12 protein-coding genes and 1 other annotated feature are annotated in these 13567 nt (G+C 40.2%); of the genes, 6 read left to right on the forward strand and 6 right to left on the reverse strand.

Annotation, left to right across the window (positions count from 1 at the left end; translation table 11 throughout):
* Positions 1–26 precede the first annotated feature (26 nt).
* Genes cobA through J2S05_RS02225 form a run of 3 tightly spaced genes read left to right on the forward strand, consistent with a single transcriptional unit; the run spans position 27 to position 2881 of the window.
* Positions 27–1478, forward strand: a complete 1452-nt coding sequence (gene cobA, locus J2S05_RS02215) for a uroporphyrinogen-III C-methyltransferase (protein WP_306979475.1) — start codon at positions 27–29, stop codon at positions 1476–1478.
* On the forward strand, positions 1475–2248 hold the full coding sequence (locus J2S05_RS02220) for a sirohydrochlorin chelatase (protein WP_306979477.1): 774 nt from the start codon (positions 1475–1477) through the stop codon (positions 2246–2248). Before cobA ends, J2S05_RS02220 begins: the two co-directional genes overlap by 4 nt.
* 6 nt (positions 2249–2254) lie before the next feature.
* The gene (locus J2S05_RS02225; protein ID WP_306979478.1) at positions 2255–2881 is read left to right on the forward strand and encodes a precorrin-2 dehydrogenase/sirohydrochlorin ferrochelatase family protein; all 627 of its coding nucleotides are present in this window, start codon (positions 2255–2257) and stop codon (positions 2879–2881) included.
* A 41-nt stretch (positions 2882–2922) separates the two neighbouring features.
* Here the strand turns inward: J2S05_RS02225 and folE2 are convergent, their stop codons facing one another.
* Positions 2923–3816, reverse strand: coding sequence for a GTP cyclohydrolase FolE2 (gene folE2 / locus J2S05_RS02230; protein WP_306979479.1), 894 nt, complete (start codon positions 3814–3816; stop codon positions 2923–2925).
* Between the two features lie 406 nt (positions 3817–4222).
* On the opposite strand from folE2, the gene J2S05_RS02235 reads away from it, so the two are divergent.
* Both J2S05_RS02235 and J2S05_RS02240 read left to right on the forward strand, forming a co-directional pair.
* The gene (locus J2S05_RS02235) at positions 4223–4864 is read left to right on the forward strand and encodes a hypothetical protein (protein ID WP_306979481.1); all 642 of its coding nucleotides are present in this window, start codon (positions 4223–4225) and stop codon (positions 4862–4864) included.
* Between the two features lie 176 nt (positions 4865–5040).
* Positions 5041–6411 (forward strand): aspartate kinase, encoded by a 1371-nt coding sequence (locus J2S05_RS02240; protein ID WP_306979483.1) that lies wholly within the window; start codon positions 5041–5043, stop codon positions 6409–6411.
* Between the two features lie 66 nt (positions 6412–6477).
* Here the strand turns inward: J2S05_RS02240 and J2S05_RS02245 are convergent, their stop codons facing one another.
* The 4 genes from J2S05_RS02245 to proB form a co-directional block, all read right to left on the reverse strand.
* A complete protein-coding gene (locus J2S05_RS02245; RefSeq protein WP_306979485.1) occupies positions 6478–7281 on the reverse strand; it encodes an ion transporter in 804 nt (267 codons plus the stop codon).
* Between the two features lie 140 nt (positions 7282–7421).
* The gene (proC, locus tag J2S05_RS02250) at positions 7422–8252 is read right to left on the reverse strand and encodes a pyrroline-5-carboxylate reductase (RefSeq protein ID WP_306979487.1); all 831 of its coding nucleotides are present in this window, start codon (positions 8250–8252) and stop codon (positions 7422–7424) included.
* Positions 8253–8265: 13 nt separating this feature from the next.
* Positions 8266–9513, reverse strand: coding sequence for a glutamate-5-semialdehyde dehydrogenase (locus J2S05_RS02255; protein ID WP_306979489.1), 1248 nt, complete (start codon positions 9511–9513; stop codon positions 8266–8268).
* Positions 9506–10636 (reverse strand): glutamate 5-kinase, encoded by a 1131-nt coding sequence (proB, locus tag J2S05_RS02260; RefSeq protein WP_306979491.1) that lies wholly within the window; start codon positions 10634–10636, stop codon positions 9506–9508. Before proB ends, J2S05_RS02255 begins: the two co-directional genes overlap by 8 nt.
* 43 nt (positions 10637–10679) lie before the next feature.
* Positions 10680–10887: a binding site (T-box leader), on the reverse strand.
* A 271-nt stretch (positions 10888–11158) separates the two neighbouring features.
* On the opposite strand from proB, the gene asnB reads away from it, so the two are divergent.
* Positions 11159–13009, forward strand: coding sequence for an asparagine synthase (glutamine-hydrolyzing) (gene asnB, locus J2S05_RS02265; RefSeq protein WP_306979493.1), 1851 nt, complete (start codon positions 11159–11161; stop codon positions 13007–13009).
* A gap of 311 nt (positions 13010–13320) precedes the next feature.
* On the opposite strand, the gene J2S05_RS02270 is transcribed toward asnB, so the two are convergent.
* Positions 13321–13512, reverse strand: a complete 192-nt coding sequence (locus J2S05_RS02270; protein ID WP_306979494.1) for a hypothetical protein — start codon at positions 13510–13512, stop codon at positions 13321–13323.
* Positions 13513–13567 lie beyond the last annotated feature (55 nt).

Below are 13567 nucleotides of genomic sequence, written 5' to 3' on the forward strand. Positions count from 1 at the left end.
ACGTGCATAGAGAAGGAGAGATTATTTTGGAAAGAGCTGGTTTCGTTTCCTTTGTAGGTGCAGGTCCTGGAGATGTTGGCTTAATTGCCGCAAAAGGATTAGATCGTATACAGGATGCAGATGTCATTTTGTACGATCGTCTTGTGAATCCTTTACTTCTCGAAACATGTGGTACTCACACTTCATTGGTTTATTGCGGTAAACTACCTGATCGCCATTTATTAAGACAAGAGGCGATTAATGACTTACTATTAACGTATGCGTTAGAAGGAAAAAAAGTCGTTCGTTTAAAAGGTGGAGATCCTGGAGTATTTGGACGAGTAGGTGAGGAGATTGAAGCTTTAGACAAACATAATGTAACATATGAAATAATACCAGGTGTCACAGCTGGTATTGGTGTACCATTATATGCAGGAATCCCTGTTACACATCGCAATCTTAGTACTTCGTTTGCAACAGTGACAGGTCATAATCAGAAAGGCACACAAACGATTAATTGGCAGGCATTATCTGAAGGGGTAGACACGCTTGCTTTTTATATGGGTGTAAAAAACCTGAAGGAAATCGCCACAAACCTCATGAAGTTTGGTCGAGATCCGAATGAACCGGTAAAAGTTATTCAATGGGGAACGATTGGCAAACAACGTACATTAACGGCGACCTTAGCTACTGTTGCAGAGCAAGTAGCGTCGGAGAATCTATCGAATCCCGCTATAACACTTGTTGGACAAGTTGCTGGGTTAGGTTCTGGTCAGAAAAGCTGGTTTGAGCGTCAGCTTTTGTTCCAAAGTCAGGTCTTATTAGCTCGAAGTTCCGCAGTGGAAGGCAATCTTGCTACGAGACTTCAACAATTGGGTGCAGAAGTTTTTCAGTATCCACGTTGGCACGTTCAATCTAATTCGTTTCCAGTTCAAGATGACATTAACGAATTTGATCAGATTTTGTTTCAATCTCATGATTCGGTCAATTGGTTTTTCGATTGGTTAAAAGAGATGAAAATCGATATTAGGCGAATTCAGGCAGAGTGTTTTGGTTCAAGCTTTTCCATTCAACAGTCACTTAATGAAAAAGGAATTCAATCGCAGCAATTGACAGAGTGGAAAACAGAGGGGAAATCACTTATCTTAGGTGAACAAAAACCGGATAAGCTAGATACAAATAGTACGTTTGTGAAGACGCATGATATGAAACGATACGATCAATCTAACCAAACATTAAAGCGTATGCTTGAAGAGGATCGAATTGAGGTCATTGTGTTTCCAAATGCAAAATCAGTAGCTGGTGTTGTGGATGGAGCATTGGAAGCGGGCATGACAGCGCAACAGTTGAGTCAAATAGCCAATGTTGTATGCTTTGGTGAAGCCTCTAAGAGGGCAGCAATCGAAGCTGGATTCTTAGTTTCTTATGTCATGCCAGAACCGAATTTTCAGTCACTTTTCAATTGGCTTATCGCGCAAAAAGAGGTGGTTTATAAATGAGGGGTATTCTTTATGTAGGGCACGGAAGTAGAGTGGAAGAGGGAAATCGCGAATTACGTACATTTATTGAAAAAGCAAAACAACAGTTTTCAGAAGTGCCTATTCAAGAAATTGGGTTTATTGAACTGACTAGTCCAACGATTGTAGAAGCTATAACAAACTGTGTAGAGCAAGGCGCCACTGAAATAGCTGTAGTACCTGTACTCTTATTAACTGCGCAACATGCTAAAGAGGATATTCCAGAAGAAGTTGAAAAAGCAAAAGAAATGTATCCTCATGTTCGGTTTGCTTATGGCAGACCTTTCGGAATTGAATCAGCCATTATCGATCTCGTTAAGAAAAGAACTGAACAAGCTGGATTAAAAAAGGTGAACGGACGCCCAAACATGGAAGAAAGAGAAGCAGCCACATTGGTTGTAGTAGGGCGGGGTAGCAGTGATCCCGATCAAACAAGTGATTTATTTAAAATCACTCGACTTGTATGGGAATATACACCAGTTACGGATATAGAAGTTTGTTTTATTGCGGCTACTCACCCGACTGTCGATGAAGGCTTAATGAAGGCAGCGAGGCTGGCTTCCGATACCATCTATGTGATTCCTTATATATTATTTACGGGAGTGCTAATGAATGGATTACAAAAACAGTTGACTGAGCTAAATCAGCAAACAGATAAAACATTTATTTTAGGTGATTACCTAGGCTTTGATGATCAATTAATTCACGTATTAGCGAAACGAACGAAGGAAGTCTTAGATAAACTGGAGTGAGGGCACGTGAGCGATTGGATGCCATTAATGATCAATGTTCAGGATAAAACGGTTACGTGCATTGGTGGGGGACAAGTGGCTGCGCGTAGAATTCCTTTATTGATAAAAGGCGGAGCGAAGATCACATTGATTTCTCCGATACTTCATGAGGACTTACTAAAATGGGTAGATTCTTTTCAATGGGAACAACAAAAACTCAGCCAGGCTAAAACGTTCCATAGTCATATCCTTTTTATTGCGACAGATGACCCGGTTTTAAATGACGAACTATTAATGAAAGCTCGTGATGGTCAATGGGTGTATGCAGCTCATAATGCTCAGAAAAGCGATATCCACTTTCCTGCCGTTGTATCTGAGCCGCCTGTTACATTTAGTATCAGTACAGGTGGGGCGTTCCCAGCTTACTTACCAAAGCTTAAGCAAATGATACATCAGGTATTCATTGATGCCCATGTAGCTGATGATCTGACATTTCTCGAAAAGATTCGTAAACAAGTCCTTGCGTCGCCTTTTACAGCGGATCAAAAAACGAGGCTACTCCGTTCCTGTGCAAAAGATGAGTTTCTAAGGAGTCCAAATAGAGACCAGCTATTGAACCAATGGATCGAAGAGTTGCAAAAGAATGACACGTAAAAAGCGTCCAGCAGCTACTTATAGCTTCTGGACGCTTTTTGTTAGTTCTGATCTTTATTATAGTGAAGTTTTGCTACTGCATCATGTTGGTGAATAGACTCTTCATTTCGGCAATGAATGGTGAATTCACGAACCTCGTCATGCTCATATAGGTCGGCTGCCACTAAACGAGCTAGGTCCTCAACAAAACGTGGATTCTCATATGCACGTTCCGTCACCGCTTTTTCATCAGGACGTTTTAGAACAGGATATAGAATGGAGCTTGCGTTAGATTCAGCAGCTTCGATAAGAGCTGTTTTCCAGTCTGTTTGTGAATCCTCTGTCGTGCGAATGGTCATGGTGACAAAACCACGTTGATTGTGAGCACTGTATTCGCTAATCTCTTTTGAACACGGGCAAAGAGTCGTAACAGCTGCTTCTAAGCTAATCTCCGTTTTCCATCCTGTTGCTTCATCAAATTCAACTCGATACGTAACCTCTGCATGAGCAAGTCCTTCTTTTTTAGAGGAAGGTGCTTCTTTAAGGAAAAACCAAGGGAAGCTCACTTCGATTTGGGCACCAGTTTGGTCCATTTCACGGGCCAAAATAGCTGCAAGTTCACGTAATGTTTCAGGTGAGAGCAGATGAACTTGATAAAAGGCATGAAGCTGTTCGGTTAAGCGGCTCATGTTAATCCCTTTATAGTCAGCTCCAAGATTTGTTGTTAGCTTAAACTCCGCTGTTGCCGTTTGTGTTTCTGGTGCCCATGTCGATTCTACCATCACGGGGTATTTTACTTTTGAAATCCCTACTTGTTGAATTGGGAAAAAGTAATCAGCTGGTTTGTTTTGCAAATCAGTCATTTCATCTTTAGTTTTTGGTTTGGTTCCTTCTATAGGTTCAACTGAGCCAAATAGACGATGGCGCTCAGCTTTTGATGGTAATACTCGTGTCATGTTGTTCACTCCGGTCTCTCAAATATTCCAAGTGTGCTTGGTCTCTTTTTTATATTTTACAACATCTTAGGAAGGACAAACAAGAAAAGGTGATTGAGTTCGTTTAATTCTTTCTAAAATCATTCTAAATAATCTGCATTAATGCGTACGTAAGGCGCTCATTCATGTAAAATAAGATGATGATTTCAAGGAGGAACGGAATGAAAAATAGTTTAAATAGGATCGTTCGCTTATTTTTTGAATCCGATAATAACGGTAGTAAAGAAAATAAGAACAACAAAAAAACGTTTCTCAGCTACTTCTTTGAAGAAAAAAGTAATAGGAAACAATCAAAAAAGTAGAGAAAATTTTGAGTTTGTCTTTTTAAAACCGGCTATTTAGCAGAAAAATGAAGGAGTTGTATGTATTGAAATTATTTAATTATATCTATTTAGTTGCTTTCGTTTTTATTTTAGCTGGTTGCTCAGAAGATGCGTCTCTCACGTTAAAAGATGCAGAGTTAACAGGAAATGAAGAAATTTTGTTTTCGGCCATTGCGAAGGAGACATACCTTTTTGACTTGGAAGGAACCATACCTCAAGGAACAGAAATGACAGTTGGAGTTGACTATTATGAGTTTGGTGAACTAAGCGAAGAAAATCAACTTTTTGGCGTTAGTCGTGCTATAGATGAGGAAAGCGAGTATACGGATGATTACCAAAAGCTATTTATTATGATGGAGGAACAAGAATATTCGTCTAATGTCATGCTAGATGTAATCTTAAACACTGAAAATGGTTCTTATTCAACATATGGTTCTGAACTAGAGGGAATCAATCTTCAAGATAGAGCTTACTCATCAGGGAGCATATTTCTTGAAGAGGAAGATCTAGATGAGATCATCTTGACTAATGAAACGATTAATGAAAAACAGTACATAGCTAGGTATATCATAAGTGCTGATAACTCATTTAGAAGCTTTGACCTTGAACATGCCACTCAGCCTAATCAAGATTATGAATTTCTCTATCTATTTTATGTTCAGCTTCAAGATATTGATGAGAACTAGTGGTTATAGTAGGGATTAATCAGCTCCTTTAGCTAGCGTCCTCTAACCGTTTGTAAGCGGCTCTTAAAGGGATCATTCCCTTTATAGCAACTTTGCGGAACATGCATAAGTATGCTATATTTGGAATGTTAAAAAAACGGATTAGAGAGAAAAAGTTAGGAGCTGGAGAGGCAGAGATGAAGGTTGCAAAATTTGGGGGATCGTCTGTAGCTAGTGCGGAGCAAATCCGTAAAGTTGCAGCAATCATAGCAGAAGATAGCGAAAGAAAAATTGTAGTTGTTTCAGCTCCAGGTAAGCGTGATAAAGATGATTCTAAGGTTACTGATTTATTAATCGAACTAGGTGAATTAAGTCTTGCATCAGGTGAGGCAGAGGCTGAATTACAAACAGTACTAGAGCGATATACGTTAATAGCTGAAGACTTAAATGTAAATCAAGAAATTATAAGTGTGATTGAAGCTGACTTGAGAGAGCGCCTTGCCACGAATCGCGATAAACCAGGTGTTTTCATGGATGCGATCAAAGCAAGTGGAGAAGATAACAACGCCAAGCTCATTGCAACTTTTTTGAAAAGTGAGGGCATGAATGCTACGTATCTAAATCCTAAAGACGCAGGGTTGCTCGTTAGTGATGAGCCAGGGAATGCACAGGTTCTTCCTGAGGCTTATGACAATCTTATTAAACTGAGAGAACGAGAAGAGATTATTGTTTTCCCTGGATTTTTCGGATACTCAAATGAGGGAACTCTTGTAACATTTCCACGCGGTGGTTCAGATATTACAGGGGCTATCCTTGCTGCGGGAACTAAAGCAGAGCTTTATGAAAACTTTACGGATGTGGACTCGGTTTATGCGGCGAACCCGAATGTCGTTGAGAACCCGGTTGAGATTAAACGAATGACATACCGTGAAATGAGAGAGCTATCCTATGCCGGATTCTCTGTTTTCCATGATGAAGCTTTAATTCCTGCGTTCCGTAATGGAATTCCGGTGTGTGTGAAAAATACAAATAATCCATCTTCATCAGGTACAATGATTATCGCGGAACGTGAATATTTCTTCAATCCAGTCATCGGTATTGCCGCTGATGATGGTTTCTCAACCATTTATGTTCGTAAATACTTAATGAACCGTGAAGTAGGGTTTGGACGTCGTTTGCTACAAATTCTTGAAGACGAAGGACTGTCCTATGAACATATTCCATCGGGTATTGATGACACGTCTGTTATCTTGCGCGAACATCAACTAACAGATGAGATGCAAGATCGAATTATAGAGCGAATCAAAACAGAGCTCCATGCAGATGATGTGTATATCGAAAAAGATTTTTCTATGGTGATGATTGTAGGGGAAGGTATGCATAATACAGTTGGTGTTTCAGCTCGTGCTACTGCCGCTTTGGCAAGAGCACATGTGAATATTGAAATGATTAACCAAGGATCATCAGAAGTGAGTCTTGTTATGGGTGTGCAACATGAAGATGCAGATCGAGCTGTACAAGCTTTATATGAAGAATTTTTTGGTGCGTCAGATGGTACGATTCAATAAAAGATCACTAAAAAAGATCCAATCAGTTCTGAACTGATTGGATCTTTTTTGTGTACCAGTTTTGGTTTATTTACTTTTGAGAAGTTCTTTAATCTCTTTTAATTCTACCCGCATTTCATCAATCGTTTGCTCCAAATCTTTTTCTTTTTGATTTGAGTCTTGATCAGCTTCATTTGCTTTCTCGACATTATTAACAATGACCCCGATAAAAAGGTTGAAGATGACAAATGTACCGATTAAAACAAATGAAATGAAGTAGATCCAAGCCCACCAAAATTCATCTAGAATCGGACGCATAATACCACTTGACCAAGAATCGAGAGTAACGATTTGGAATAAGGTCATAAGTGAAAGGTGTAGACTGCCGAAGAATTCAGGAGCAACTCCAGAAAAGAGCATCGTCCCTATAACGGCGAATATGTAAAAGAAAATCGACATAAGGATAAAGATGTTCCCCATGGATGGTATGGTAAGTAAAAGTGCGTCTACAAGCCTGCGTAATGAGGGAATGACAGAGATTGCACGTAATACCCGGAGGACTCTCAATACACGTAATACTGTGACAAAATGTCCACCAACAAAAATATGACCAGCACCTACTATAAGTAAGTCAAACCAATTCCAACCTCTCGTGAAGAACTGTTTAGGTTTAACTGCTAGAAAACGCATCACCAGTTCAATAGTGAAGATATAGAGAAGGACCCGATCCACAATCATAAAGTACTGTTTATAATCTGAATAGATCGATGGGAATGTCTCTAAACCAACAATAATCGCATTGATTAAAATTAAGGTGATTATTATTCCTGTAAACCAAGATCCTTCTACGATTAAATTTAGACGTTTTCTTACTTTGTAAAATTCACTCATCTTAAGAAAAAGACTCCTTTACTTGCAATATGATAGTGTATCCCCTTACTTAGTTTACTAGACTATCCATGAAAAGAACAATTATCAATTCAAAAAACAGCCTCTCAATCGAATTGAAAAGGCTGTTTTATGTGAGGATGTTAATTTTTAGATAGGACCTGCCCGAGCTCTTTTGAGCGATGTACGGCTTTTCCTACTGCACTTTGAACAGTCTGTTGAAAGCTGTGGTCACGAAGCGTATGAATGCCGGCTTCCGTTGTGCCACCAGGACTCATGACCTCTTGATACAATTCACTTGGTGACTTTTTTGTGTTTTGTAGACGTTTGCCTACACCCACAACTGTTTGAGTAACCAACTCATGCGCCTGCTCCTCAGATAATCCTGCTTCACATGCGGCTTTTTCCATGGCCTCAATCATATAATAAAAGTAAGCGGGTCCGCTTCCTGCAACGCCTGTAACAGCGTCCATCTGCTCTTCTTTTACTAATGAAACAGAACCAATCGCGCGAAATAAGGTTTCAACTGTTGCGAGGTGAGCATCTGTTGCATATGCACCACGACAGATAGCAGAGGCTGATTCGCCAACCTTAGCTGATGTATTCGGCATCGTTCGAATAACAGGAATTGGGGCACCAAGCTCTTCCTCAATTAAGGAAGTCGGGATGCCTGCGATCACTGAAACAACTAGTTGATCATTGGTGAGAACAGGTTTAATATGAGCAATCGCATCGTGAAGATTTTTAGGTTTCATGGCAAGAATAATGATATCCGCTTCTTTTACAGCTTCTAATCGATCTGATTGTACGTTAACCTTATAGGTTTCTTCTATATATTCTAATCGCAATTGATCCTGAAGATTAGCGGCTGTAATGGAATGTGGAGAGACAATATTACGTGAGATTAAGCCACCAATAATTGCCTCGGCCATTGAACCGGCTCCTAGAAAAGTGATTTGTTTATTGATTTGCATTGAACTTCATTCCTTATGATTTAATTTGACCTTCACCAAAGATCATATATTTTGTAGAGGTTAGCGCTTCAAGACCCATTGGCCCACGGGCATGAAGCTTTTGTGTACTAATACCGATCTCTGCTCCGAACCCAAATTCAAACCCATCAGTGAATCGTGTAGAGGCATTGTGATAAACGGCTGCTGCATCAATACCATTTAAGAAAGCAGTGACATTCTGAGCAGATTCGCTAATGATCGCTTCCGAATGATGAGTGCCATATGTTCTAATATGAGCAATCGCTTCTTTGGTAGAATCAACGAGCTTAATAGCAATCTTTAAATCAAGATATTCTTCAGCCCAGTCTTTATGCTTGGCGACGGTCACATCCGGGTCCCATTTTAAAAGCTCTTCTTCACCAAAAAGGTCAACCTTATGCTTTTTAAGTTGATCTAATAGGGAAGAGAGGTTTTTATTGGCCCATTTGCGATGAATTAACAACGTCTCAGCTGCATTACATACAGAAGGGCGTTGGGTTTTGGCATTAATCGTAATGGTAGATGCCATATCAAAATTGGCGGTTTCGTCAATGTAGATATGACAGTTGCCCACACCTGTTTCAAGGACTGGAACTGACGCATTTTCCACGACGGCTTTGATTAACGAAGCACCGCCACGAGGAATTAAGACATCCAGGTACTCTGTTAATGTAAATAGCTCAGTAGCAGATTCACGACTTGTATCCTCAATTAATTGGATGGCTTCTTTTATAAATCCAATTCCTTCTAAAGCTTGTTGTAAGCTATGAACGATGACTTGATTTGAATGAATAGCTGAACTACTTCCTCGCAATAGCACTGCATTTCCTGCTTTTAAGCAAAGTCCTGCTGCATCTACGGTTACATTCGGGCGCGCTTCATAAATAATGCCGATAACGCCTAAAGGCACTCGTTTTTGTTCTATTTTTAAGCCGTTTGGCCGTTGAATCTCTTGTAAGACTTCGCCAATGGGGTCGGTGAGAGTGGCAACTTGGCGTAAGCCATCAGCCATATCAGCAATGCGTTCACGAGTGAGAGTGAGTCGATCAAGGAGCGTGTCGGAAAACCCTTGCTCTTTACCGTTTGTAATATCCTTTGCATTTGCATTCAAAATCAAGTCTGTATCCTGTTCGAGCTGCTTAGCCATTGTTACCAATGCTCTATCTTTTTCCTCGGTGGATATAGTAGCTAGATCATAGGTGATCTCTTTTGCTCGTTTGGCTTTTTGCTTAATTTCACTCATGGTTTGTTGGCTCCTCTCTTATAGCTACCCATTGGTCGCGATGAATAATCTCTTTTCGTTGCTGATTTGTTAACGTACGTGCTTTTTGACTATCTAACCCTTTGACTAACTGAATTTGGTCAGAACCTAAGTTTGTTCGGCCTCTGCCAAGAAGCACTCCTTCTTTGTTACGGACGTGTATGACTTCTTGTGCTGAAAATGTACCTTCAACAGACACGATTCCAGCAGGTAGTAGACTTTTCCCTTTTTGAAGCAAGGCATCCTCTGCGCCTTCATCAATGATGATCGAACCAGAAACAGGCGAGTGTAAGGAGATCCATTGCTTCGATGCTGGCATAACTGGTTTATGTGAGAACGAACCTAAGTAGGTACCGTCTCCATCTCCAAGTAAAATCGTGAGCAATGTATCATGTCCGGACCCTTTTCCAATAAACGTATTCACGCCAAAGGAAAGAGCTGTTTGAGCCGCACTGATCTTTGATTTCATTCCACCTGTTCCAACAGTTGATCCGGACTCCCCAGAAAGCTCAAGTAATTCCTGTGTGATCTGTGGAAGATGAGTATACCTTGTAGCCGTAGGGTCTTTTACCGGATTCGCGGAATAGATTCCATTTACGTCTGTGAGAATGATCAGCATATCTGCGTGAACAAATCCAGAAACGAGCGCTGAGAGCATATCATTATCGCCAAATGTAAGTTCATCAACACTTGTTGAATCATTCTCATTAATGATCGGGATACATCCTCGTTTTAAAAGCTCTGTAATAGCTCGGCTGGCATTAGTGAACCGTTTATGATCAGCAAAATCATCTCTAGTTAGCAGTAGTTGAGCAGGTGTAATTTGAAAAGGAGCAAATTGCTCTGTATATCCTTGCATTAACAGACCTTGACCTACAGCAGCGGCTGCTTGCTTGCCTGCTAATGTAACAGGTCTATGCGGGTAACCCAGTCCGGAGAATCCAGCTGCTACTGCACCAGATGAAATTAAAATGACCTCATGGCCTTGTTTGTGTAGATGTGCAAGAGCTTCAACATGTTGACTTAATTTCTCAACACTTAATGAGCCATTTGTTTGGGTTAGTGAACTGCTACCTATTTTGACGACGAACCGCTTGCGACCCATACTATTCCCTCTTTCTATAGAAATAAAAAAACTCCTCCGTCCTAGAAAGGACGGAAGAGAGTTCCGCGGTACCACCTTGATTGACATACGATCATGTCCACTTTAGCTCTCGTAACGTGAGAGACACGTCTAGCATTGCTAGAAGCTCAAAGGCAGGTTCTTCTGATTAAAGCGGTGATGGGTTTTTCAGCCGGTGAACCCACTCTCTGTGCACATTTTCTCAGAGTACTAATCCTTATCTACGCGATGTTATATAATGTGTCAAGTATAAGGGGATAAAAATGAGAAGTCAAGAGGCAGGAGCACTTGTTTTTTGTTTAATCAGATTATTCAGACTAATGGAATGATAACTCTTCGAATAAATAGGCATGTATGTATTCTCTTATGTTTGAGGCGTTTCAACACATCATTGATAAATTCAAAGGCACTCTTGCCAAAGACAGTGAATAGCATAGGTTATGTACAAATGATGTTCGGAAGAGCGAGTTCATTTACAAAGAACCCAAAAGGGGCTGATTATGGATGTGCGGCATTACAGGGTGGATAGATTGGCGAAGTGATATGCGGGCGGAGTCGGCTGCAATTCATAAAATGGCTACAACATTAAATCGGAGAGGACCAGATGATCTTCGAATTTGGACTTCACCACATGCTGGATTTGGTCACGCGCGCTTAGTGGTTGTAGACCCAGCTGGTGGCATTCAGCCAATGACTAGAACTGTAAAAGAAAAGGACTATACACTAGTATATAACGGTGAACTCTATAACACAGAGGATATTCGAAAAGAATTACTAAAGCAAGGTCATACGTTCTCTGGACATTCTGATACAGAAGTACTTCTCAAATCATATATTGAGTGGGGAAGTGGATGCCTAGAGAAATTTAATGGCATCTTTGCCTTTGCTATTTGGAATGAACAAGATCAAAGTTTATTTATGGCAAGAGACCGATTAGGGGTCAAGCCACTTTTTTATGCTGTTTTACATGGAGCACTCATTTTTGGCTCTGAATTAAAGGCTTTGCTTGCAAATCCAAAACTGGATGCTGTTGTGGACCGTGAAGGGTTAGCAGATGTCATGGGATTAGCACCATCAAGGACACCTGGCCAAGGCATATACAAAAATATATCTGAACTACGCCCGGGTCATATGCTCAGTTATGATCGTAATGGAGCAAAAGTTAGCCGCTATTGGTCATTAAAAAGCAAAGAACACACTCAAGGTGCTGACGAAACGGCAGAACATATCCGCGAGCTTCTCTTTGATACGGTTAACAGACAATTATTCGCAGACGTACCTGTGGGTATGTTTCTTTCCGGTGGGTTAGATTCAAGTGTGCTAACGGCTTTAGCTGCCGATATTTATAAAAAGCAAGGCAAGGGACCAATCCGCAGTTACTCCATTGATTATGATGAAAATGATAAGTATTTTAAATCAAGTGCATTCCAACCTAATTCTGATGCACCATGGATTAAGAAAGTATCAAAGGCATTACAAACCGAACACAGAAATGCTGTTATTTCAATTGATACTCTTGCAGAACAATTAAAAGAAGCAGTAAACGTTCGTGACCTCCCTGGTATGGCAGATGTCGATTCCTCCTTACTTTGGTTTTGCAAAGAAATCAAACAAGATGTGACGGTTGGATTGTCTGGAGAATGTGCGGACGAAATTTTCGGTGGATATCCGTGGTTTCATCAACCTGAGATTATGAACATTGATGGTTTTCCATGGATGAGATCAATTGATGAACGTGAAGATTTATTAAATGACTCTTGGAAAACAAAGCTGAAATTAAAAGAATATGTACACAGTCAATACCGCAAAACAATTAATGAAACCCCTCGTTTTGCTGGAGATTCTAAAGAAGAAGCAAGACGACGTGAGATCTCATACTTAAATATTATCTGGTTTATGACTAATTTATTAGATCGTAAAGATCGTATGAGCATGGGAGCAAGTCTTGAGGTTCGAGTGCCTTTCTCTGACCATCGATTAGTCGAATATGTGTGGAATATCCCTTGGGAGATGAAACGCTACGGCGGAAAAGAAAAAGGAATTTTACGAAAAGCAATGGAAGGCGTACTTCCAGACGAAGTCCTATATCGCAAAAAAAGTCCATATCCAAAAACGCATCATCCCAAATATACAGAAACCGTGAAACAACTGATGGACGGTGTACTCGCCCAAAAAGATGCCCCGCTATTTGAATTTGTGAACAAAGACAAACTCAAAGCAATCAACGAAAGCGGCGGATTCGATACGGGTACGCCTTACTTCGGGCAATTAATGGCCGGACCTCAACTCCTTGCTCACTTTGTGCAAATGGATTATTGGTTGAAGGAATATAATGTGAAGATTGAAGATTCGTAAGTAGTAGACCTTTCTGGTGAGTGCCGGAAAGGTTTCTTTGATAGGAAGAGAGACAGCGGTCTTGGTATTCTCTTGTTTTTAGTTTGTTCATGAGTGACTACGCAGTGCAGTCTTACTAAGGTAACGTTTGCTGTTGGTGAACGTATTGATTGCCTTGGTAACGAGGGCAAGATCTTGGTATAATCTCAATGCTCTGTATGAAAAATGATCACTCTTGATATCGCACTCTACCTCTTATTACATCACTGTTCCATCTTGATGTTTCGCAATCCTTCTTAATAAAGGTAGTTGGTACGTTTATTTTTGAATGGCTATTTAGTACTGCTTTTTGTAATAAGAAACCCTAAAATGAAAGAAGTGTGTACGAGCAATAAACTCAGTAGAATAAAAACATACCCAAGCTCAGTTGAGATGTCTTCTAATAAAAGAGAAAGTAAAAAGAATAAAATGAGGGTAATTAAGGCAATGAGTGTAGTAAGAGCAAGTGGGTGTGGTTTTTTCATAAAGATACCTACTTTCTTATAAAGTGATGTTCGCATTTTATTCTCTATAAATAGT

Source organism: Alkalicoccobacillus murimartini (assembly GCF_030813245.1).
Classification (GTDB): Bacteria; Bacillota; Bacilli; order Bacillales; family Bacillaceae_D; genus Alkalicoccobacillus; species Alkalicoccobacillus murimartini.